The sequence below is a fragment of the Streptomyces sp. NPDC051913 genome, assembly GCF_044593635.1.
Classification (GTDB): Bacteria; Actinomycetota; Actinomycetes; order Streptomycetales; family Streptomycetaceae; genus Streptomyces.
This window is the reverse complement of the sequence record NZ_JBIUCI010000018.1, coordinates 1-23514: the sequence shown is the minus strand read 5'-3', so window position 1 is coordinate 23514 and position 23514 is coordinate 1. Positions and strand designations below refer to the sequence as shown.

The window sequence follows — 23514 nt, the reverse complement described above, 5'->3', positions numbered from 1 at the left end:
CGTCTGCGGCATGATCCGCCGGACACGACCTAGCTCCCGGTCGGGCCTTCCTCGCCTTCGTGGTCCAGTTCGGCCAACGGCCGCTCGCCGTCGGCGACCATGGCGTCGAGCAGGTTCCGGAAGTACCGCGGAAGGCGTTCGACGAGCTCGGGGTCGACCAGGTCGGCCGCGGCCTCGAACTCGCACCGGAGTCCGTCGGCGCTCTCCACGATGTTCAGGGCCAGGGGGTTGCCGGTGCGGGTGATCGGCAACGGTTCGGCCTGTGAGACCGCGAGCCCGTCCATGGGGGGCACCACGACCTGCCGGTAGAACGACATCGACGTGGTGAACAACTCGCTGCGCAGGCCCGCTCCGGGCGGGGCGGATTCCGCGATCAGGTCCGCGAACGGGTAGTCCTGGTGCTCCAGCCCGTCGACCAGTTGTGTCAGAACCTCGGCCACGTAGTCCGCGACCGGCAGGTCCGCCGGCGTGCTCAGGCGCAGCGGCAGCAGATTCGAGCAGTATCCGACCACCTGGTCCAGCTCCGGTGGGCGCCGGGCGGACGCGACCGGAAGCAGGATGTCGTCCTGTCCGGTCAGTCGCTGCAACAGTGCCCCCCAGGCCGCCACCAGATAGGCGAAGACGGTGACCCCCTCCTCGCGGGCGGCCTCGCGCATCCGGTCGCGGAACCCGGGATCGAGGAGAAGGCTGTGCCGCACCGCGCGGTAGGGGAACCGGCCCGGCTGCCCCGACCTCGGCAGGACCGGTGCGGGAACTCCCTCCACCAGGGAACGCCAGAAGGCGCGGTGCTCTGCGGCGGTCGGGCCTGCGGCGATCCGCTCATGCCAGGCGAGGTACTCCCGGAACTGTGTGGCCGGGGGCAGTTGGGGGCTCGTGCCGCGGCACCTGGCGTTGTACAGCGCGACCAGGTCGTCGAGCAGGACGCCGTAGGACCAGCCGTCCACCGCCGCGTGATGGACCGTGATGAGCAGCAGGTGCCGTCGCGGTTCGACCTCCACCACGGCGGCGCGGAACACCTCCCCGTCGACCGGGTCGAGCGGTCGTTGCGCCCAGCTCCGCAGGAAGCGCCCGAGTGCGTCCTCGTCCGCGCAGGTGTGCTCGGTCAGCAGAGCGCTTGACGGTGTCCCGGGCGCCGGGCGGACGACGAGCGTGTCGCCGTCCGGACTGAAGGTGGTGCGCAGCGTCTCATGACGGGCGACGAGGTCCCGGACGGCGGTGCGCAGTGCGTCGCGGTCCAGTGAGCCGTCGAGCCAGAACCCGACGGACATCTCGAAGGCGGGCACACCCTCCTGGTCCAGGGCCCGTAGTTGCCGCTGGGCGAGGGTGCTGGACGGCGCTGCCGCGGGCGGTCGGGGGCCGGCCGGACTCGTGTGCCGACTGCCGAGCAGGCCATGCGCCCGCAGTTCCTCGACCGATTCACGGACGGCGGTGCGGATGTGGTCGAGATCGGCCTGCTCGTGCGCGGTGGAGAGGAAGAAGTTGCGCAACTCCCAGACGAACACGCCCCGTTCCAGGAGGTTGAAGTAGAACGGGTCCATGTTCGCCTGGTGCTCGAACTTGAAGAGCGAGGAGAACCGGTGGACTTCGATCGGTACGTCGAGCTCGCGGAAATCGGCGTTCAGCTGGTCGGCGAACGTCGCCGTCCTGCGGTCCAGGTCGCGTTGCAGTTCGGGGCCCTCGGCGCGCAGATGGTCGAGGACCGCCTTGGCGGTCGCCATGGTCAGGGGGTGCTGGTTGAACGTGCCGCCGAAGAAGGTGGATTCCACCCTCGGGCCCGAGTCGTCGCCGAAGTTCCAGACGCCGCCGTCGATCGAGTCCATGACCCCGTCGCGTCCGGCGATGACGCCGAGCGGCATCCCGCCCCCTACGATCTTGCCGTAGGTGGCGAGGTCCGCCCTGATGTCGTACAGCCCCTGGACGCCCGCCGGATGGCAGCGGAAACCGGTGACCATCTCGTCGAAGACGAGTTTCGTACCGTGGTTGCTGGTGATCTCGCGGAGCGCACGCAGGAATGCGGGCTTCTGCACGCCGGGGGTGCGCAGCGTCACCGGCTCGGTAAGAACGGCCGCGAGCTCCGATCCGTGCCGGTCGATGAAGTCGAGGGCGGCGTCCGTGCCGAACTCGAGCACGTACACGTTCTCCACGGCGAGCGGCGAGACGCCTGGTGCGAGCGGACGGGTGCCGAACACCCCGTTCTCCTGGGACGGCATGGCGAGCACGCTGTCGAAGTGGCCGTGGTACGCGGTGGAGAAGACCACTATCTTGTCGCGGCCGGTCGCCGCCCGTGCGAGTCGCACCGCGGTCATGACCGCCTCCGTGCCGCTGTTGAGGAAGGCGACGCGCTCCATGCCGGTCAACTCGATTATTCCGGCGGCGACTTCCTCGACCAGCTGGGTGCGCGGCCCGAGGCTGAACCCGACGTCCAGCCGCTCTCGGACGGCCGACATGACGACCGGCGGGTTGTGGCCGAGGAGGTGGACGCCGTATCCCAGGGTGAGGTCGACGTACTCGTTGCCGTCGATGTCCCACAGCCGCGAGCCCTGGCCCCGTTCGGCGACGATCGGGTACAGCATCTCCTTGGTCGAGGGACGGAAGCCGACGGTGGACCGGCTGTCGGCCACCATCGTCCGGAACCGCTGGGCGAACTCCTTGGAACCCTTGGTCCGGCTGCTGAGGCGGTCGGCGAGCTCCTTCAGATAGCGGGCGCGCTCCGCCGTCTCCACGGGGCCGGCCGCGCCGATCCGGGCGCCGGGTGCGAGCGGCACCACCGACTTCGGCGGGGGGAGCACCACCCGCGCCGAACCTCCGGCCCCGGACACGCCACCAACGGCCGGGCCGGCTGCGGGGATCGGGCCGGTGGTAGGGATCGGTTCGCTGCCCGCAAGCAGCTGAAGCTGGCGCTGCATGACCGCGAGCTGCTCTTTGATCAGGTCCTCTACGGCCGTCGACACGCCTGGCGTCACTGTGCCGCGCGGCGTGTGCGCCGGTGGAGCCGATGGGGCGGGGACCACGACGTCGACACTGGCGGCGGCAGCGGGTTCCGGCGTTGTCCGCGCTCCCGGCAGCTTCTCCGCCGGTGCGTTGGCCGCAAGGTACGCGGCCAGGTCGGGCAGGGTGCGGACGTCACCGAAGAGTTGCCGCAGCGGCACTTTGCAGCCGTAGCGGTCCTCCAGACGCTGCAACATGCCGAGCAGCGACATCGAGTCCCCGAGTTCCGTGACCGCGAGGTTGGCGTCCAGCTCTCCGGGCTCGATGTCGAAATAGTCGCCGACGATGGTGCCTACTTCTTGGAGGAGGAGTTCCACGGTGCTCTCCTGGTGGTCGAACATCAGGCTGTTTCCCTTCGGCGGCCGACACGGCGCTGGGACGGCGCCGCGGTGCGTCCCGGTGCCAGAACGGCGGCCAGGTGGTCGATCGTTGGGTTCGCTAGGAGTTCGACCGCCGTGAGCGGCACGCCGAGTCGTTCCTCGATCCGCCGGGCGAGCCTGACGGCCAGCAGCTCGTCGCCGCCCACCTCGAACAGGCTCAGGTCGTAACGATCGATCTCGGTCCGCAGCGCTTCGGACCACAGGGCCGCCAGCGCCGCCTTCAGCTCGTCGCCGCTCAACTGCCGCCGGGGCGAGGCGAGTACGGGGCACACCGGCTCCGGGTGGGCCCGCCGCCGTGCACGGCGTTCCGGGTCGGTGGCCGAGACATGGAGCCGGGACGGCAGGTCGGAGCGCAGTACCAGGTCGAGGACTTCGGCACGCTGCTCCGGTGGCAGGGAGTCGTCCCAGCTGATGGCGAGGAGTCCGTCCGTGCCCGACGACCGCGCGGAGAGGAGGCGGTCGGCCGCCGCCTGCCACGGGTCGCCGCCGTCCGGCACCGCGGCGGGCGAGCGCATCACGGCGCCGAAGTCGACGGGGGTTTCGGCGAAGATCTCGGCCGGCACCAGCGCGCCGCGTACCTTCACGGTGAGAGCCCGCCGCCAGGCCGCCCGGTCGGCGCGGCCGGTCCCGGAGTCGGTCCGGTCGCGCGGGGCGTCGGCGGCGCAGTGGAACCACCCGTCGATCCGGCCGAACCGCTGACGCGCGGCGGCGACCAGCTCCCTCATCGCCCGCGCGTCGGTGACGTCGACGGATTCCGCGACGACGGTGGCGCCGAGCTGTTCGATGCCGCGGACGGCCTCGATCGTCCGGCTGACCGGGTCGGCCGCTCCGTGTTCGGCGAGCCACCGGTCGAACGCCTCGGGTCGCGGCAGCGGGCACTGGTCGACGAGCACCAGGGTGGCCCCGGCGACGCGCGCCAGATGGCCGGCGAGAGCCAGGCCCATCCGTCCGAGACCGCCGGCGACGAGGTAGACGCCGCCGGGTCGCAGCCGGCTGGTCGGGACGGGCGGGCCGGGCTCAGCCGCCACCGGTACGAGACGGCGCGTCCAGCGGTGCCCGTTCCGGAACGCGATCGGCGTCCCGGTCGGGGCGAGGATCTCGGCGAGGAGGACGTCCGGGCCGGGAGTGCCGGTGCCGATGTCGATGCTTCGGCACCGGAGCCCGGCGGATTCCTGGGAGAGGAAGCGCGGTGCGGCATCGGTCATCGCGGCGCCGGCCGCGAGCACTTCCGCGCCCGTGACGTCGTACACGTCGCGGGCCACCACCGTGATGTCCCCGCCCGCGGGGTCGGGGCCCCGGCCGAGCCGGCCGGCGACATCGAGGACGGAGAACAGTCCGAGGTCGCAGGCGCGGTCCAGACCGTCCGTCGCGAGGTGCCCCGGAGCGATGTCCAGGGACCAGAGGTGCACGACCCGCTCCGGGGTCAGCCCGTCCGTGGCCAGCGCGTCGAACAGCTTCTCGTAGTCGCCGGATTCTCCGGGGTCGACGACGAAGGAGGCACTGTCGGCCCGGTGGAAGGAACCTCCCTGACGCACCACGGCCACGGTGGCGCCCTGTTCGCGCAGGGCGTCTGCCAGCGAGTCGCCGGTGCCGCCGGAGTCCGCGAACAGCAGCCATGGCCCGGCCGGCAGCGGGTTCGCCCCGTGTGCGCCCGCTCCGGGGCCGAGGCGCTGCCATGACGGTGTGTAGAGCCACTCGGCCGGTCGGGGCGTGGAGCCCGGCTTCTCCCCGCCGGAGGCGGGCGGTGGTGCGAGGCGGAGGAAGGTGCGCTGCAGCGCGTGCACCGGCAGGGGGACACGGTGCCGTCGTCCGCCGTACCAGGCGGACCAGTCCACCGGCACGCCTTCGGTCCACAGCCGGCCCGCGGCGGTCAGCAACCGGGACACGGGCGGCAGGTCCCGCTCGCCGTCGAGGCCGGAGTCCGTGGGGAGCACGGACGGGTTCCCGATCGCCACCAGGGCCGCGCCGTCCGCCGCCCGGCCGGTGAACGCCTCGTCCAGCCGCTCGCCCTCCCATACGTCCCGGGTCCAGTGCAGCGGGTCGAGCGCCCGTGACTGCGGGAGTTCGCCGCCCACGACGGCCGACAGGACGGGTACGTCCGGGATCCGCGGGCGCAACTCGGGGGCGTGGTCGATCAGTCCGGCCCGCCAGGCCAGCAGTGCCGCCGCGTCGGACGGCCCGAAGACACCGGCGAAGCACGCCGCGAGGACTTCGCCGGCCCCTGCGCCGCCGACCGCCGCAGGCCGCACGCCGGACTCCGTCCACAGGGTCGCCAGAACCTGGCTCGCGGTCACCAGAGCCGCCGGCGCGTCGTCCCTACTCGGCACGGAGGTCACGGGCGACCGCTCGACCGTCTCGGCGACCGCGGACAACTGTGCCGACAGCGCACGGAACTCGTCGGTCGGGACGTCGCCGAACAGGAAGGACACGGTCGGCTCGCTCTCCACCACCCGCCCGCCCCCGCGCTCGCCGTCGGCGAGCGCGCGCAGTCCGGCCGCGGCGGTGGCGCGGTCCGCCGCGGTGACGGTGTGGCGGTGCGCGTGACCGCGCCGGCCCCGCCGCAGCGTGAAGGCCACGTCGCCGAGGTCGGGCGCGTCCGGTGCCTCCAGTACGTCGGCCAGCCGGCCGGCCAACTCCGCCAGCGCCTGCGCGCTCGGGGCACTCACGGCCAGTGTCTGCGGGCCGCCGATCGTGGCCGGCCGGTCCGGGAGCGGGGGTGCCTCCTCCAGCACGACATGGGCGTTCGTGCCGCCGATGCCGAACGAACTCACTCCGGCCCGACGGGGAGTGTCGCCCGCCGGCCAGGCCGTCGGCAGCGTGTTGATGTAGAAGGGGCTGTTGACCAGATCGATCTGCGGGTTGGGCCGGTCGAATCCCGGGTGGCCCGGGATCTCCCGGTGCCGCAGCGCCAGCACCGCCTTGACGAAGCCGGCGACTCCCGCCGCGGCGGCGAGGTGCCCTACGTTCGCCTTGACCGAGCCCAGGGCGCACTGGCCCGGCCGGGCACCGCCGTCGGCGAAGGCCTCGCTCAACGCGGCGAACTCGATGGGGTCGCCCAGAGCCGTGGCGGTGCCGTGGGCCTCGACGTACGTGATGGTGTCGGCGTCGACCTCGGCCACCGCCTGCGCCTCGGAGATCACGGCGCGTTGCCCACCGATACTCGGGGCGGTGTACCCGATCTTGTCGGAGCCGTCGTTGTTGATCGCCGAACCCTTGACCACCGCGAGGATCTGGTCCCCGTCCTCGATCGCCTCGGCCAGCCGCTTCAGGGCGACGAGACCCACCCCGTCACCGAAGGTCGTCCCCGCCCCCTCGGCGTCGAAGGGCCGGCACCGCCCGTCCGGGGAGAGGATCATCCCCTCGCTGTAGACGTAGCCCGGATAGCTGTTGGCGATGACGGACACACCGCCGGCCAGGGCGATGTCGCATTCACCGGTGAGCAGGCTCTGCACGGCCAGATGCACCGCGACCAGGGATGTCGAACAGGCGGTCTGCACATTGACGCTCGGCCCGTTGAGACCGAGCTTGTAGGAGATCCTGGTGGTCAGATAGTCCTTGTCGTTGGCGATCATGAGCTCGGTGCCGTCGTAGCCGAGCGGATCGCAGGAACGGGCCACGGCATTCGTCAGATACGTGTTCATCGACGCGCCGGCGAACACGCCGATGGCCTGGGCGTCCGCTCCGCCGGCGTAGCCGATGGTCCCGAGCAGCTCCCACGCGACTTCGAGCAGGACGCGTTGCTGCGGATCGAGCAGTTTCGCCTCGCGCCTGGTGAAGCCGAAGAACTCGTGGTCGAAGTCGAAGGCGTCCGACAGGATCGCGGCCCGATTGACATACCGGGGATCGCGCAGCACACGCTCCGGCACCCCGGCGGCCGTGAGTTCGGCGTCGGTGAACGTGGTCAGCATGTCGTCCCCGGCACGCAACCGGTCCCAGAACCGAGTCAGGTTCCCGGCACCGGGGAACCGACCGCACATGCCGATCACGGCCACGTCGTTCGACCGCACCGGTGCGGCGGCCGTACCACCGTCAGACATCGCTGCCCCCGTCGGTGTCCAGGACGCGACGCTCCCTCGCGCGCAGGCGGGCGACGCGGGCCGTGCCGTCGGCCAACTGTGCGCGTCTGCTCGATGCCCGGCTGCGGCCGGGGCTCGCGCCGACCCCGGTGTCGGTCCGGCCGAGGTGCCGGGCCAGGCCGGCCACGGTCGGGTGGCGGAACAGTTCGTTGATCTTCAGCGGAGTGTCCGCGGCTTCGTCGACGAGCAGCTCGTGCACCTCCATCAGCAGCATGGAGTTACCCCCGAGGTCGAAGAAGTTGTCGTCGGGCCCGATGCCCTCGCGCCCGAGCACCTGCCGCCACACGGCCGTGATGCGCTGCTCGACACCGCGTATCTCGTTGCCGCTGCGAGGAGTTGCGCGGGCGGGCTCGGGTGCCTCGGCGGTGTGCCGGTCGACGCCGGGGACGACCTCGGACGCCATGGGCAGTTCCGTCACCGTGCGACCGGGGTCCGCGAGCGCGGCCCGCAGCAGCGCCAGATAGTTCTCGGTGACCTGCCGGGCCGCCCGGGCGGAGAAGACGGACTTGCGGTACTTCAGCAGCCCGACCAGCCGCTCCCCGTCGTGCACGATCTCAAGAACGAGTTCGAGCTGGTCGTCCTGTTGGTCCAGTCGGAACGGCACCGCGGTCAGCCCGGCCCAGTCGACCGGCGCGGCACCGTCGTCCGCCACGTACAGACCTGCCAGCGCCGGGTACCGGCTGGGTTTCTGGTAGCTGAACATCGCCTGGAAGATCGGGTTGCGGTCGTCCACCCGACGTGGCGCCAGCTCGCCGACCAGCAGCTCGAACGGGTAGTCCTGGTACTCCAGCGCCTCGATGACGGTACGGCGGGTCCGGCCCAGCCGTTCCCGGAACGACACCGCGTCGCCCATGTCGGCGCGCAGTACGACGGGGTTGACGAAGTTTCCGACGCACTCGGCCAGCGCCGGATCGGTCCGCCCGGCGAAGGGGGATCCCACCAGGACGTCCCGCTGTCCGGTGTAGCGGCCGACCAGGACCTGATAGGCGGTCAGCAGCACGACGTACGGGGTGACCCCTTCGTCCTTGGCCAGTACGAAGACGCTGTCGGTGAGCTCCGGGGCGAGGGGAAAGACGATCGATCCGCCCCCGTCGGCGTCGCGGTCGAGTGCGCAGCGAGGCCATGAGGCGGGCTCGAGCGGGCCGGAGAGCTGAGCGTGCCAATAGGCGCGCGCCTCACTGCCCTTCGGCCCTTGGATCGAGTCGCGTTGACGGACGACGAAGTCGCTGTAGGGGACGTTGTGTCCGGACATCCGCGCCGGGGTGCGCTCGGTCTCCGCCAGGTAGAGCTGCTCGAGTTCGGCGACGATGACACCGAGCGACCAGAAGTCGCACACCACATGGTGCACGGCCAGCAGCACCACGGCCTCCCCCGGCGCCACCTGATACGTCCGCACCCGTACCATCGGCCCGGCCGAGAGTGCGAACGGCTCTCGGTAGGCGCGGTGCACCTCGTCCACGAGCTGCCGCTCGTCCCAGTGGCGGGCGTCGACTTCGGCGAAGTCGGGTTCGAGCCAGCCGTGCACCGTCTGGCCGTCGGTGCCGCTGAAGGTGGTGCGCAGTGCGGCGTGCCGCCCTACGAGCGACGAGACCGCGGCGCGGAAGTCGGCGGGGTCGAATCCGCCGGTGAAGCGAGCGGTGAACCCGACGTTGTAGGAGGCACTGTCCGGGTTCATCCGGTGGAGCAGCAGCAGCGGGCGCTGGGCGTACGACAGCGGATGTGCGGTGCGCGCCTGACCGGCACGTGCCCGCAGGGTCGCCTCCAGCCTTTTGCGCAGCTCCCATTGCCGGGCGTCGTCGGTGGTCATGCGCTTCCGTCCCCCTCGGCCAGCCAGGGCAGCAGCGCCTCGATCTGGTCCTCGGTCAGCGAGTCAAGGTTGGCCAGGAGGCGTTCCGCCTCCTCCGGTGAGAAGGGCTCCGCCGCGGTCGTCGCCGCCGTGGGCGCGGCGGCTCGGGACGGCGCGTCGAGCGTCAGGCGCTCCGACAGTTCGTCGACGAGCAGGCGCAGGGCCTTGCCCTGGAGGAGGCCGGTGAGCGGCAGGTCGACGTCCAGGTCGCGGAAGATCTGGCCGCGTACTTCGACCGCCACCAGCGAATCGAGCCCCGCTTCATGGAGCGAGAGGTCCTCGTCGACGGCGGCCTCGGGCATGCCGAGCCGCGCGGCCAGCATGCTCCGCAGGTAGTCGAGCACCAGCTCGCGACGGTGTTCCGGCGTGGCGCCGGGCCGGTCCCGCCGCAGCCGCCTGACCGCCTCCACGCCGTCCCCGCCTGACGCCCCCGCACCCTGGACGACCGCCCGCCCGGTGGGGAACCGGTCGAGGTAGCGCGACCAGTCCACGGAGAACACCCCGTGATGACCACCGGGCCCGGTCAGAAGCCGGTCGAGCGCGGCGAACGCCGGACCGGCCGCCAGCGGGGTGAACCCGCCCTCCAGGAGCCGGTTCTGCATCCGTTCGCTCAGTTGCGCCGCCATGCCCGTCTCCCACGGCCCCCAGCCGACGCTGAGGGCGGGAAGGCCCAGCCCGCGCCGGTAGTGGGCGAGCCCGTCCAGGAAGGCGTTGGCGGCCGCGTAATGGGCCTGTCCCGGCGCTCCGAGCAGGGCCGCTGTGGAGGAGAACAGGATGAAGTGGTCGAGGTCGAGATCCAGCGTGGCTCGGTGCAGGTGCCAGGCGCCGGCGGCCTTGGGGTCGGCCACCGACTCGAAGCGGTCCCAGCCGAGGTGCGACAGCACCGCGTCGTCGAGGACGCCGGCCGCGTGGACGACGCCCTTGAGGCCGCCCCACTCCCGGCGGGCCCGCGTGACCAGTCGGTCGACGGCGGCCGCGTCCGTGACGTCGAGGCTCGCCAGGGTGACGCGCAGCCCGGACCGCTCCAGCTCACGAACCTGCTCCTCGATACGTGCCTCCTGAGCACGCCGCGAGGCGAGCACCACATGACGCACCCCGCGTCCGGCCAGCCAGGCCGCGGTCCGCAGCCCGAGCGCTCCGGTCCCGCCGGTGATCAGGTGGCACCCCTGGGTGCTGAGCCGGTCAGGACGTGTCGGCGTCGGCGACTCGCGGCGCAGGGTGGGCCGGTGGAGCCGTCCGCCGCGGATCGCGGCTTCGCGGCCGGACCGTTCGAGCGGCACGTTCGGTAGGCCGGTGGGGTCTCGTGGGTCCAGGTCGAGCAGCCGTACGTTCAGCTGTGGTGCTTCCAGTGCCGCGCTCCGGCCGAGGCCCCAGAGCATCGCCCCGTAGGGGTCGCCGACCTCGGCGGGCTCGTGCACGGCCACCGCGCCGCGGGTGAGCAGCAGCACGGAATCCGGTGTCCAGTCCGCTTGCTCGGTGGCCTGCACGAGGGCGGGGACGCTGCCACAGGCAAGCCGGGTGTTCTGTGCGTCCAGCCCGAGGCAGTGCAGCACGCTCGCCGGTCCGGTCTCCCGGAACAGCCGCACCAGGTGGTCCACGTCGGCGGGATCCAGCGTGTAACGCCCCTCTCGGAGGCGGGTGAAGGCCGTGCCCACCTCGGCGATCACACACCGGCTGCCGCTCTCCTCCAGCGCGGTGACCGGGTGCCGCCAGTGCCCCTGACGGTCGGCGAGCACGATCCAGGTGCCGGTCGTGGGCTGGGCGGCGGTCGGCTCGGTCGTCTCCCACGCGTCGGTGTAGATCGCCGCCTCGGACGAGCGGAAGGAGACGGCTCGCAGTTGAAGGCCGAAGAGCTCCAGCAGTGGGTTGCCCTCATGATCGGTCAGCGAGACGTCGGCCAGGGCTCCCGAGTCGTCGGCCGCTCGGTGCCGGACGAGGGCGACTCCGGATTCCACGGCGTCGCGGGAGGCGTGGAACACGGCTCGCTCGATCCGGAACGGAAGCAGCACGCCGTCCTGAGGTGCCGAGCGGACGATCCGGGCGGCGATGGCCAGCTGGACGCAGGAGTCGAGCAGTGCCATGGTCCGCTCTCGCGGCGAGCCGGCGGCGAAGCGGAGGTCGCCGGAGCTGTCCGCACCGTCCAGGCGCAGCTCTTCGATCCACTGGAACGCCGGGCCGAACCGGAAGCCCGCCGTTTCGAACAGGGGGTAGAGCTCGGTCGGGGGCACCGGCCGGCCGGTGCGGTAGGCCGACCGGTCCGTCAGTTGTGCGACGGCGTCGGTCCGTTGGATCCGTCCCTCCGCGTGGACCTGCCAGGACTCGTCGGCCAGTGGGTCCTGCGGGTGCGTCAGGCTGAGCGACTGGGCGACGTAGCGGTGGTCCCCGGCCGGGGTGAGCACGAGCTGGAGTCGGCGCGGTGTCTCCTCGGCCTCCAGCGCGCGCGGGAAGACCAGGTCCTCGACGACCGCGGCGGAGTCGGCGGCCACCGCCTCCACCAGGCAGGCCGTGTGGTACGCCCCGGGTACGACGAGGCGGCCGGAGATCTCGTGGTCGGCGAGCACGCGCGGGGCCCTCGCGGCCACCGTGGTCTCGTAACGCCGTTGCGTGGACTGCGGCAGCGCGAGCCGGGTCAGTTCCGGCAGGTCTCCGGCCGGAGGGATGGGCGGCTCGGCATCGGTCGGCGTCTCGGTGGCCGGCGCGGGCGCCGGTGCGGTCCAGTGCCGGGTCCGGGCGAAGGGATAGAGCGGAGCGGAAGCGTTCCCCGCCGGCGATGGTGCGTGGTACTCCGCCCAGCTGACCGGGACTCCTGCCCTCTCCAGGCGCGCCAGATGGGTGAGCACGGTGACCTGATCCGGGGTTCTGGGCGCCAGGCCGGGCAACCAGACGGCATCGTCGTCGCACTGGGCGCGGCCGGAGGTGGTGAGGGTGCGGCCCGGACCCACTTCGAGGAAGACCGTGCACCCTCCGGCGAGCAGTTCGCCGATGCCGGGCGCGAACCTGACCGGTGAGGTGAGCTGCCGTCCCCAGTACTCCGCGCCGAGCTCCGCACGGCCCGCCCAGGCGCCGGTGAGGTTCAGCGCCATCGGCACTACCGGCTCCCGGTGGGTGATCCGGCCCGCGGCCTCGACGAGTTCGGGTACGGCCGGGGCGACCAGCGGGGAGTGGAAGGCGTGCGTGGTCTCCAGCGGAATCACGCCCCAGCGCCGCTGTCCGAACTCCTCTTCCAGCTCGCCCATCTCGGTGTCCGAGCCGGAGACCGTGATCCGTTCCGGCGCGTTGTAGGCCGCCACCGCCGCCGTGCCGCCCTTGGCCTTGACCAGCCGTTCCAGTTCGGCGGGGTCGGTGCAGCCGACGGCGACCATCCGACCGCTGCCGGGTACGGCCGCGAAGGCACGACCGCGCGCGCAGACCAGTTCGAGGCCCTCCTCGACACTGAACACGCCTGCCACGCAGGCGGCCGCGTACTCGCCGAGGCTGTGACCGACGACCGCGTCGGGGCGTACTCCGCACGAGGCCCAGAATTCCGCCAGGGCGATCTGCAGGAGGAAGACCGCCGGCTGGAGCAGTTCGGCCTTTGTCTGTGCCGCGGGGTCGGCGAACACGTCGAGCGGGCCGACTCCGGTGAGGCGGCGGAAGGTTTCCGTGTGCCGGTCCAGTGCCGCGCGGAAGGTCGGGCTGTCGCGGTGGAGTTCGACGGCCATGCCGGCGTACTCGGAGCTCTGTCCTGGGAAGAGGAACCCGACCCTCGGCCTGTTTCGCGCGGATTCGCCGGTGTCGGCAGCCCCGGTGCCGTCGCCGAGCCATGACTCGATGCGCTCGGCCGCTGTGTGCCCGGTGTCCGCGATGACGCTGAGCCGGTGTCGAAGCGCGCGGCGGCCGACGTGACTGGTGCGGGCCAGGTCCGTCAGGTCCGCGTCCGGCTCGCGCAGTCGGCTCGCCCACCGGTTCGCCAGTTCCCGCAGCGCGTCCGCGTTCTTGGCGCTGATCGTGATGAGTTCGGGCCCCGGTCGCCGATCGGGGGGCGTGCGTTCGGGTGCCTGCTCCAGCACGGCGAAGGCGTTGGTGCCGCCGATGCCCAGGGAGTTGACCGCTGCCCGGCGCGGGGATCCGGGCAGCGGCAGTGGCGCCGTGTTGACGAAGAGGCCCGTGTCATCCAGCTTCAGCCGGGGACTCGGCGCCGTGAAGTACGGGCTGGGCGGGATCTGCCCGCGATGCAGGGACAGTGCGGCCTTGATCAGACCGGCGATGCCGGACGCCGCCTCCATGTGCCCGATCAGCGCCTTCACCGAGCCGATGGCGCAGGGTGCGTCCTGCCCGAAGAGCTGTTTCAGCGCGCCGATCTCGGTGGGGTCGCCGAGCGGTACTCCGGTTCCGTGCGCCTCGATGTAGCCGATCGTGGCGGGGTCGACGCAGGAGACATGAAGTGCCTGCCGCATGGCGGCCAGTTGGCCGGACAGGCTCGCGGCTCCGTAACTCGACTTGCCGCCCCCGTCGTTGTTGATCGCCGTTCCGAGGATGGTGGCGTAGACCGTGTCTCGGTCGCGCAGCGCGGCGGCGAGCGGCTTGAGGACGACGGCGCCCACGCCGCTGCCGAAGATCGTTCCCTGTGCGCCGATGTCGAAGGGGCGGCAGCGGCCGTCCGGCGACAGGATGCCGCCCCGGCGGTGCCAGTACCCCGCGGCGTGCGGGAGCCGGATGTTCACGCCGCCGGCAAGTGCCGCGTCGCACTCGCCGCGCAGCAGGCTCTGGACCGCGAGGTGCACCGCGACCAGCGAGGTGGAGCAGGCCGTCTGCACGGTCAGGCTGGGACCGGTCAGATCGAGTTTGTACGACACCCGGGTGGCGAGAAAGTCCTTGTCGGTCCCGAGTTGTTCGAGCGAGGCCGTGGGATCTTCCAGTGGCCCGGAGCTGTGCAGCACCTCGGGGAGATAGCTGGTGAGAACACCCCCGCTGCCGGCGAAGACGCCCACCGGGTTCCCGGCCCCGGTCGCCGTGGCCAGGCCCGCGTTCTCCAGGGCGTGCCAGCAGGTCTCCAGGAAGATCCGCTGCTGCGGGTCCATGACGGCGGCCTCGCGGCCGGAGATGTCGAAGAAGGCCGCGTCGAAGAGGTCGATGTCGTCCATCGAGGCGGTGGCCTTGACGTAGTCAGGGTTGCGCAGCCACTCAGGGTTGACGCCGGTGCGCAGCAACTCCTCCTCACCGAGGTCGCGTATCGACTCGCGCCCGGCCAGGATCGCGTCCCAGAACTGGTCCAGGTCCGCGGCTCCGGGGAAGCGGGCCGCCATGCCCACGATGGCGATCGGTTCCCCCTCGGGTGCGCGCCGCGTCATGACGGCTCGCCGGCGCCGAGTCGGGGCAGGACGACCGGGTCGTACGCCTCCAGCAGGTCACCGACCGTGCGCACACCGGTGATGGGCACTTCGGCGGAGAACGGGTCGGTGTCCAGCTCCATCTCCAGCACGGCGACGAGCCGCGCGAGGTGCAGTGACTCGAGGCCGAGCTGATCGACGAGCAGCTGGTCCTCGTCCAGGCGCTCGACCGGCCCGGCCACCTCGTTCACGATCTCCAGCAGTGCGGCCCTGACCGTGTCCCGCTTGTTCATTGGAATCACACTCCGTTCATGATCACCCGGCCCCGTGGCAGGGGTTCAGCAGGTGTAGCCGCCGTCGACGGTGATGGTCTGGCCGGTGATGAAGCTCGCCGCGGGCGAGGTGAGGAACCGGATGACGCCGAGGACGTCCTCCACCGAGCCGAGCCGGCCCAACGGCGTCCGGCGCACGATGCGGTGACGTTGGGATTCGCTGATGCCCGCGGTCATCTCGCTGTCGAAATAGCCGGGAGCGACACTGACCACCCGCACTCCGGCAGGGCCCACTTCACGGGCGAGGCCCCGGGTCAGTCCGTCGAGTGCCGCTTTCGCCGCGCCGTACACGGCGACGCCGGTCTGTCCGCGCAGCGCGTTGATGGAGGACAGGTTGATCACCACACCGGCTCGGCTCGCGAGCATGGGCTTGAGGCAGGCCCGGGTGAGCAGGACCGGTAGCGTCAGGTTGGTCCGCAGCGCGGTGTCGATGGCTGCCGGGGCGGTCAGCGTCAGCAGACCTTCGAGCCCGACCGCCGCGTTGTTCACCAGGGTGTCGATGCGGCGGTGGCGACGCGCGGCGGTACGGACGAACTCCTCGACCGCGTCCGCGTCCGTGCCGTCGATCGGGGACCAGAACAGCGTGTCCGGAGCGGTCGACTTGCCCAGTGCGATGAGTTCGGCGGACTCGGTCCGGCTGAAGGTCTCCACCCGGTAGCCGCGCTCCAGGAAGTCCGTCACCAGCGCCAGTCCCAGGCCGCGGCTGCCGCCGCTGACGACCGCCACCGGGCGCTGGTCCGCGGTGCCGTTCATGCCGCACCCCCCATGCGCTTGAATCGCTCGCCGTGCAACGGCGTGTCCGCGACGGCGATGACGGCCGGAACCTTGTGCGGCGGCAGGTGCGCGGTGCAGAACTGGCGCAGCCGTTTGTTCAGGGCTCGCCGCTCCTCCGGCTCGATCAGCTCGACCGTGGCCATGACGATGTGACCGGTGACCGCGTTCGGGCGTCCGGTCACGATGACGTCGGAGACATTGCCGGCCCGGAGCAGCACGTTCTCGACCTCGGCCGGTGACACCTTCTCCCCGCCCACGTTGATCAGCGCCGACAGCCGGCCTAGGACCCGGAGGGTGCCGTCCTCGGCCACTTCGACCGCGTCTCCGGTGTTGAGCCACCCGTCCTCGTCGAAGGGGCTGGGCGCGTTGAGATACCCGAGCATGGCGCTGGGCGACTTGATCCAGAGCACTCCGTCACGCACCCGCGTCCCGAATCCCCGTCCCCCGACGTCCATCCGCAACGAGTCCGAGGCGATCGACCGGGTGGGCAGGATGCCGGTCTCGGTGAGGCCGTACGTCTGCTTGAACCGCACCTGGGGGAAGACTTCGGCGGCATGCGCGAGGGTGACCTCCCGCATGGGCTCCGTCCCGTAGGTGATCAGTTCGAGCGAGGACAGGTCGTGGTCCTCGTGGGCCCCGGAGAGCAGCAGCATGTTGAGAAAGGTCGGTGTGGTCGGCAGCACCTGGACGCCGTGCCGGTCGATGGCCTCGCACGCGTGCTTGGGGGTGCGCTGCGGCTCGGTGACCACCGTTCCACCGCCGATGAGTGTGCGGAACAATGTGTTGACTCCGCCGATGTGGTCGAGCGCCATGAACTGCAGCGTGCGCCGGGGCCGCGACGACGCACGGAAGTCACCCAGCAGCCGCGGCAAGGAGAGAAGGGCCGCCTTGCTCTCGCCGGTCGTGCCCGAGGAGAACAACAGCAGCCCGGCCTCTCCCCGTTGGGCGAGCTCGGTCAGCAGCCGTGGCCGAGGCGCATCCGCCGCCGGGACGGTCCGGACGGTCCACTCGTCGGGACCGCTGAACTCGATGACACGGGTCGCGTGCGCCGTCGCGATCCGGCGCTCGCGCTGGTCCTTCGGGGGATCGGCGGGCGCGAAGGGAACGACGACGGCGCCGAGTTCGGCCAGTGCCACGAAGAGCGCGACCGTGTGCGGCGAGGCGTTGCCGACGATCGCGACGCTCTCGCCCGCCGTCACTCCGAGCCCGTTCAGCTCGGTCAGCCAGCCGCCGGCCCGCGCCGCGAGTTCGCCGTACGTGACGCTGCCGCCGTACCCGACCATGGCCTCGGTGTCGGATCGACCCTGAAGTTGCGACAGCAGCCAGTCCATCGCGCCTCCCCTCACTGTCATGTGCGCCATCAGCTGAGCCGCGAGGCCACGGAATACGGTGTGGACTTTCTCGTGAATTCCATGGCGGTCAATTGATTCGCCCACGCTTCCCATTCACGTAAGGCGATCACGGAGACTACCGGCATTTCATCCGGCCGGGCGATACAGGAATCCTCATGCCACCGCCTGTCCCGCCGGCGAGACAAGTACTGACAGGAGTTCATGCCGATGCATAGCATGACGCCGGTCCATGCGGACAGCCGAGCCGAGGGGAGCGAGCGGGATGGATTTCAGTCTCTTCTACTTCGCCAATGACAGTGGAAATTCCGACGGAGATCGATATCGGCTACTGATCGACGGTGCTCGTTTCGCGGACGAACACGGCTTCCGTGCCGTGTGGACACCGGAACGCCACTTCCATCACTTCGGAGGCACTTATCCGAATCCTTCGGTGACCAGTGCGGCGATCGCCTCCATCACCAGCCGCGTCAGAATTCGGGCGGGCAGCGTGGTGGCGCCCCTGCACCATCCGTTGCGGATCGCCGAGGAGTGGGCGGTGGTCGACAACCTCTCGCACGGCCGCGTCGGTGTGTCGTTCGCCTCTGGATGGCACGCCACCGATTTCGCGCTGAACCCGCCGGCCTACGCGGACCGCCGCACCGAGATGTACGAGCGGATCGAGCAGGTACGGGCACTGTGGCGCGGCGAGACCATCGAGGTTCCGGACGGCCTGGGAAACCCGGTCAAAGTACGGTCGTTTCCCCCGCCGGTGCAGGCCGAGTTGCCTGTCTGGGTCACCAGCGTCGGCGATGTCGCGACGTTCCGCAGCGCCGGACGTACAGGTGCCGGGCTGCTCACCCACCTGCTCGGTCAGAGCCCGGAGCAACTGGCCGAGAAGATCGCGGAATACCGGGAGGCGGCGTCCGAAGCGAGTCAGGGCGCATGGCCGGGCCACGTCGTGGTCATGGTGCACACCTTTCTGGGTGAGGACAACGAGGCGGTCCGGGAACTGGTCCGGCCGGCACTGTCGGCGTACATGCGCAGCTCTCTGAGCCTCATCCTGGCCTCGGACACCCATGCCGGTGCGGAGGGTGCGGAGAACCTCGAAGAAGACGAGATCGATTTCCTCGTCGAGCGATCGTTCGAGCACTATTTCGACAACATCGGTCTGCTCGGCTCCGTGGAGAAGGCCGAAGGCGTCGTCGCACGCCTCGCGGAGATCGGCGTGGACGAGATCGCCTGTCTCATCGACTTCGGGCTGCCGACGGACGAGGTCGTCTCAGGCTTGACGCACCTCGGACGGCTGCGCTCGATCTCCGGCGACTGAGGGCGGACAAGGGATCCGGCGAGCTCCGCGAGGGGCTCGCCGGATCCCTTGTCCGTGGTCGACTCGCGCCACCGGCATCACGGCCTCTCCCCGTGCGGCGCGGGCCGGTCCGCGCCATCCTCCTCGGCCGTCAAGTGGACCGCCATGTCGCCCAGCGACTCCGCTTCGAAGATCGTTCGGATGCTCAGCTCGCAGCCCAACTCCGTGCGCACGCGACCTATGATCTGCATGGCGAGCAGCGAATTGCCGCCGAGAACCCAGAAGTTGTCGTCGAGGCCCGCCTCCGGGACTCCGACCACCTCGGCCACGATCTCGCACAGACGCTCTCCCCAGGAGTCGACGAGAAGCCCCGCGTTCTCGCCGGCCGCCGGTACCGTGCCCGACGGCTCGATATCCGACAGCCCCCTGCGGTCCAGCCTGCCGTCGGGGGCGATCGGGAACGCTTCGAGAACCTCCACCCGGTCGGGGAACAGCGCGGAGGGCAGCCTGCCGCGAAGGAACTCCCGTACGGCGGAGGCCGTCAGCCCTTCCCGGCCTTCCTCGCCCGGCACGACGTACGCCACCAACTGGGCCGTGGGCGTGCCGGGGTCGGTCGCGACGACGGCGGCCCGGGCGACGGCGGGATGCGTGTGAAGGACCGCTTCCAGATCACCCGGCTCGACACGCAGCCCCCGGACGGTCACCCGGTCCTCAAGGCGGCCCCAGATCTCGAGCTGCCCGTCAGGACGCAGCCGGCCCCTGTCACCCGTGCGGTACATACGCCGACCGGGGACGTCGCTGAACGGGTCGGCGACGAAGCGCTCGCCGGTGTCGGCGGGTCGCCCTCGATATCCCTGGGCCACTGCGGGCCCGCCGATACAGATCTCGCCGACGAACAGGGGCGGCAGCAACTGCAGTTGCTCGTCGACGACATAGATGCGGGAGCTGCCCGCCGCGCGCCCGCCCTCCTGACGCGTGTGTTCCCCGATCTCCGTCCTGGCCACACCTCCACCGCACTCGGTCAGGCCGTAGGTGTGGAACGCGAGGAGCCCCGGCTGCTCGCACAGCCGCCGCCACAGCCCGTCCGGCGCGCGCTCGCCACCGACGACCACAAGCTTCGGCGGGTACGCCAGCGCCAGGACGCCGGCGTCGACCAGGCGTTCCATCTGGCTGCTGCCGCAGCTCAGCACGTCGATCGCCGATTCGGGATCCGATCCTCGGGCGAGGAGCCGGAGCAGATCCGTCCTCTCCTCCTCGTCGATCAACAGCAGCCGATGCCCGAAGGCGATCATGCCCAGACACTGATCGAGGAACGCGTCGAAGGACACTGAGCTCAGCGCGCCGACGTTGACCTGAGCGCCGTCGGGCAACCGCGCGTACATCGGCGCCAGTTGGGCGGTGACGCGAGCCACGAGGCTCGTCTGATCGACGACCACGCCTTTCGGCTGTCCCGTGGAACCCGGGGTGAAGACCATGTAGGCGGGCGCGGTGGCCGGGCGCCGAGCGGGATCGTCGCGGTGCGTGGGAACCTCCCCGGCACCGTGCGCCCCACGCGCCAGGAGGACGGCCGCGGAGACCGTCTCCACATCGGCGACGTACTCGTCCGAGACGACCAGGGTGATGCCCGCCTCCTCGATGAGCGGTCGGCGGCGCCCCTGGGGCTGCCGTGGATCGAGCAGGAGAAATCCTCCGCCCGCGCCCCACGTGGCGAGCATCGCTACGATCAGATCGCTGCGCCTCGCCAGGCAGATCCCCACCATGGTGCCGGTGCGCACGCCGCGGGCGCGCAATGCCACGCTCATCGTCCGGGCCCGGTCCGCGAGTTCGGCGAAGGTGAGCCGCTCCCCCGGTGCCACGACCGCTTCCCGTTCAGGCGAGGTCGCGGCCGTCGCCTCGAAGAGTTCCCATGCCGATACGCGGTGCGAGGTGGCACCGCCCTCCCGGGTCTCGTTCTCCGCCCCGAGCGTCAGCGCTTCGGCCTGTGCGGTGTGCCCGAGGACCGCGATGCTCCCGAGCGGGACGTCGGGTGCCAGGGTGAGGGACTCCAGGAGGCTTCCGTAGGCATCGGCGAACACCTCCATGGCTGCCTCGGAAAACCGCTGACGGTTGTATTCGACGGTGAGCAGGGTCTCGTGCGCCTGCCGTTGTATGTCCAGTCTCAGGTCGAACTGGACGCGCGCCAATTGCGTGGGTTCCGGCATCGGCGTCACCCGCAGCCCGTCGAGCTCCCAGATATCGCTCGGGTCGAGCGAGCCGTATCCGATGGCGGCCTGAAACAGGGGGTTGCGATCGGCGTCCCGATAGGGGGAAAGAGTCTCCACCACCGTCTCGAACGGCACATCCTGGTGGTCGAGTGCGTCCAGAACCATTTCACTCACGCGCTCGATGAACTGATCGAAGGTCGATTCGGGCGCTGCCGGGCAGCGCAGCACAACCGTATTGGCGAAGAATCCGATCGTTCCGAAGAATTCTGCGTCGGGTCGCGCGAGTACCGGCGTGCCGACCGCTATGTCACTCGATCCCGCCCAGCGCTGCAACAGAATGAAATAGGCTCCCAGCATGCCCATGAACGGAGTGATCGAGCGCTCCTTGCAGAACCTCTCGAATCCCGTCACCACATCCTTCGCAACGGCGACCGGGAGCCGGGAACCGACCATCCTCCCCGGGATTTCCGTGCTGTCCTCGGGCAGCCGCACCGACTTGAGGCCCGCCAGCTGACCACGCCAGTAGTCCAGGCCTGCGCGATCGACCCCGGAGGCCTTCTCCGCGAGACAGAAATCCGCGTACGGAACGGCCGGCACCGCCCAGGCCGACGCGTCAGGGTCAGCGAAGGCGAGGCGTAGCTCCTCGGCGAACACCTGGGCGGACATTTCGTCGATGATGATGTGATGAAAAACGAGAATCATCAGATGCAGCTTGGGCGACACCCGTATGACGCTTGCCTTCCAGAGCGGTCCGGATGACAGATCAAAAGGAAAATCGAGCAGCCTGCCCGCTTCGGCCTCAGCCCAGGCAAGGCGCTCGTCGTGGGTGTCGCCCTCGGCCTCCGAAATGTCGATCAGGGACGCGAGGAAAGGATCTCCGTGCACATCGCGTACCACTTGGAGGACTTCACCGTCGCGTTCCAGGAATGTGGTGCGCAATGTTTCGTGCCGGTCGTACAGAACCCTGAGTGCGCGATCCAGTCTTTCTGTCTCCAGCGCCCCGTCGAGCCTGAGTACAGTTCCCCAGGTGTCCGCCGCATCATCCGATCTCACCAAGGACGAGAAATACATCCTCCGCTGCGCCGACGAGGCGGGAACCACATCCTGTCCATTCGCGTGACGTATTCGAGACATAGAAGTCCGCCAACCAATCGATCGAGTGCGGTTACCGAGGGGCACGGAGACTGCTCACACCGACTCGATAAAGCCTAACCAGCTGCCTGCGGACGTCAAAGCAGAGAGGCGCACATTCCACGGCGATGCAGGGACGACACTTGTCTCGCCGGCAAGACGGGGAGAACGCCACGCTCAGCGGTGTTCGGGGTTCTCCGCCCCCGGTCGGCAGCCCGCGTCCCACTGGGAGCGCTGGTTGCCGTACGCGGGGATGCCGCCCGCCCGTTTCAGCAGGGCGGCGGTGTGCATGAGGTTCCAGGTCATGAAGGACGTGTTGCGGTTGGTGAAGTCGTTCTCCGGGCCGCCCGAACCGGGGTCGAGGTACGACGGTCCCGGGCCGGCCGGTCCGATCCAGCCGGCGTCGGCCTGGGGCGGGATCGTGTAGCCGAGGTGCTGGAGGCTGTAGAGGACGTTCATCGCGCAGTGCTTCACGCCGTCCTCGTTGCCGGTGATCAGACAGCCGCCGACGCGGCCGTAATAGGCGTACTGGCCCTGTGGGTTGAGGATGCCGGAGCAGGCGTAGAGGCGCTCGATCACCCGCTTGGTCACCGAGCTGTTGTCGCCGAGCCAGATCGGACCGGCGACGACCAGGATGTCCGCGGCCATCACACGCTCGTACAGTGCGGGCCACTCGTCGGTGGCGAAACCGTACTCGGTCATGTCCGGGTAGACGCCAGGGGCGATGTCGTGGTCGACGGCACGGATCTCGGACGTGGTGACCCCCCGCGCCATCATGATCTCCGCGCTCTTGTCGATCAGCCCTTGGGTGTGGCTGAGCTGCGAGGACGGTTTGAGGGTGCAGTTGATGAAAAGAGCGGTCAGGTCGTCGAAGCGGTACGAGGCGTCGGCGGCGGGCGCGGGTTCGGTTGTCATGAGGGCAGCTTCTCGCGAGTGTTCCGTTTTGTCCCGTTCACGCGCGGCTGGTCCTCCGCCGTTCACCGTCCCCCCATCCGGGCCAGTTCCTTGCCGTCGGCGCCGTACACCCGGAACTGCGCGTCCCCGAGCAGCCCTTCGCTCGCGTCGGCGGGTTGCGGTGCGCCGACCGCGTAGGAACTCACATAGGCCGGGCGGCCGGCCAGCCGCACGATGGGGAGGACGGTGGTCCGGCCGTTCTCCGTCATCGTGATGCGGACGGCGGGTGTCTTCCCGGTGTACGCGAAGACGTACACCATCCCGTTCGCCAAGGGGTGCGTGTTGAAGGTCATCGGTATGGCACCGGGCTGGTCCACGTCCAGGTCCGCCACGCAGATGGGTTTCTCGTCAGCCGGGTTCGCGTCGCAGTACTCACGCTTCTTGAGCATGTACCAGACGCCGAGCCCCGCTTCGATCCGCTCCCCTGGTCGCACGACACGGACCGGCGAGCGGTCGTCGGCCGGGTCGTGGGTGGCGGAGGGGCCGGGCGTCGGCACCTGGGTGCTGGAGACGGCGGGCGAGTGCGTGGTCTCGTGCGGCAGGACCAGCTTGACGGCCGGCGGGGTCAGCAGGGCGACGGCCAGAGTGGCGGTCACCAGCCTGCGGCGCCGCTTGATGAGCCTGGCCCGGTGTACGACCCGGTCACGTGGGAACGCCGTGGGGGCGCAGTCCCGTGCGGCCTCGTCCAGCATCTGCCAGAGCTCAGGGGACGGCGGCTGCGGGGAGATGTCGGTACTCATGCCCGGGGTCCGTCCTGTTCCGTGTGCGCCGACCCGCCGGCGTAGTCCGACAGGGCCGCGCTGGAGCGCAGCTTCTTCAGCGCCCTGCTGGCCTGGCTCTTCACGGTGCCGACGGAGCAGCCGAGGAGGTCCGCCGTCTGCTG

Annotated in this window: 12 protein-coding genes; 1 reads left to right on the top strand and 11 read right to left on the bottom strand. The window is 70.4% G+C overall.

What is annotated here, in order from left to right; all coding sequences use genetic code 11:
* Nucleotides 1-29: 29 nt before the first annotated feature.
* Genes ACIHIX_RS38300 through ACIHIX_RS38270 form a run of 7 tightly spaced genes read right to left on the bottom strand, consistent with a single transcriptional unit; the run spans nt 30 to nt 17036 of the window.
* On the bottom strand, nt 30-3329 hold the full coding sequence (locus tag ACIHIX_RS38300) for an aminotransferase class III-fold pyridoxal phosphate-dependent enzyme (RefSeq protein WP_399964648.1): 3300 nt from the start codon (nt 3327-3329) through the stop codon (nt 30-32).
* Nucleotides 3329-7405: an SDR family oxidoreductase gene (locus ACIHIX_RS38295; RefSeq protein ID WP_399964646.1), complete on the bottom strand. Its 4077-nt coding sequence runs from the start codon at nt 7403-7405 to the stop codon at nt 3329-3331. The genes ACIHIX_RS38300 and ACIHIX_RS38295 overlap by 1 nt, the downstream gene beginning before the upstream one ends.
* Complete coding sequence (locus tag ACIHIX_RS38290) at nt 7398-9251, bottom strand: condensation domain-containing protein (RefSeq protein WP_399964644.1); 1854 nt, start codon at nt 9249-9251, stop codon at nt 7398-7400. The genes ACIHIX_RS38295 and ACIHIX_RS38290 overlap by 8 nt, the downstream gene beginning before the upstream one ends.
* Nucleotides 9248-14620, bottom strand: coding sequence for a type I polyketide synthase (locus ACIHIX_RS38285; protein WP_399964642.1), 5373 nt, complete (start codon nt 14618-14620; stop codon nt 9248-9250). The genes ACIHIX_RS38290 and ACIHIX_RS38285 overlap by 4 nt, the downstream gene beginning before the upstream one ends.
* The gene (locus ACIHIX_RS38280; protein ID WP_399964640.1) at nt 14617-14892 is read right to left on the bottom strand and encodes an acyl carrier protein; all 276 of its coding nucleotides are present in this window, start codon (nt 14890-14892) and stop codon (nt 14617-14619) included. Before ACIHIX_RS38280 ends, ACIHIX_RS38285 begins: the two co-directional genes overlap by 4 nt.
* A gap of 45 nt (nt 14893-14937) precedes the next feature.
* A complete protein-coding gene (locus ACIHIX_RS38275; protein ID WP_399964638.1) occupies nt 14938-15684 on the bottom strand; it encodes an SDR family NAD(P)-dependent oxidoreductase in 747 nt (248 codons plus the stop codon).
* A complete protein-coding gene (locus ACIHIX_RS38270; protein ID WP_399964636.1) occupies nt 15681-17036 on the bottom strand; it encodes a class I adenylate-forming enzyme family protein in 1356 nt (451 codons plus the stop codon). Before ACIHIX_RS38270 ends, ACIHIX_RS38275 begins: the two co-directional genes overlap by 4 nt.
* 283 nt (nt 17037-17319) lie before the next feature.
* Here ACIHIX_RS38270 and ACIHIX_RS38265 point away from each other — a divergent pair, with 283 nt between their 5' ends.
* A complete protein-coding gene (locus ACIHIX_RS38265) occupies nt 17320-18363 on the top strand; it encodes a MupA/Atu3671 family FMN-dependent luciferase-like monooxygenase (RefSeq protein ID WP_399964634.1) in 1044 nt (347 codons plus the stop codon).
* Nucleotides 18364-18440: 77 nt separating this feature from the next.
* Here ACIHIX_RS38265 and ACIHIX_RS38260 read toward each other — a convergent pair whose 3' ends face one another.
* The 4 genes from ACIHIX_RS38260 to ACIHIX_RS38245 all read right to left on the bottom strand — a co-directional run.
* Complete coding sequence (locus tag ACIHIX_RS38260; protein WP_399964632.1) at nt 18441-21647, bottom strand: condensation domain-containing protein; 3207 nt, start codon at nt 21645-21647, stop codon at nt 18441-18443.
* 207 nt (nt 21648-21854) lie between these two features.
* The gene (locus ACIHIX_RS38255) at nt 21855-22592 is read right to left on the bottom strand and encodes a flavodoxin family protein (protein ID WP_399964630.1); all 738 of its coding nucleotides are present in this window, start codon (nt 22590-22592) and stop codon (nt 21855-21857) included.
* A 62-nt stretch (nt 22593-22654) separates the two neighbouring features.
* On the bottom strand, nt 22655-23371 hold the full coding sequence (locus tag ACIHIX_RS38250) for a hypothetical protein (RefSeq protein ID WP_399964628.1): 717 nt from the start codon (nt 23369-23371) through the stop codon (nt 22655-22657).
* Nucleotides 23368-23514, bottom strand: a 147-nt coding sequence (locus tag ACIHIX_RS38245; RefSeq protein ID WP_399964864.1) for a sigma factor-like helix-turn-helix DNA-binding protein, incomplete at its 5' end; no start/stop codon positions are given. The genes ACIHIX_RS38245 and ACIHIX_RS38250, both read right to left, overlap by 4 nt.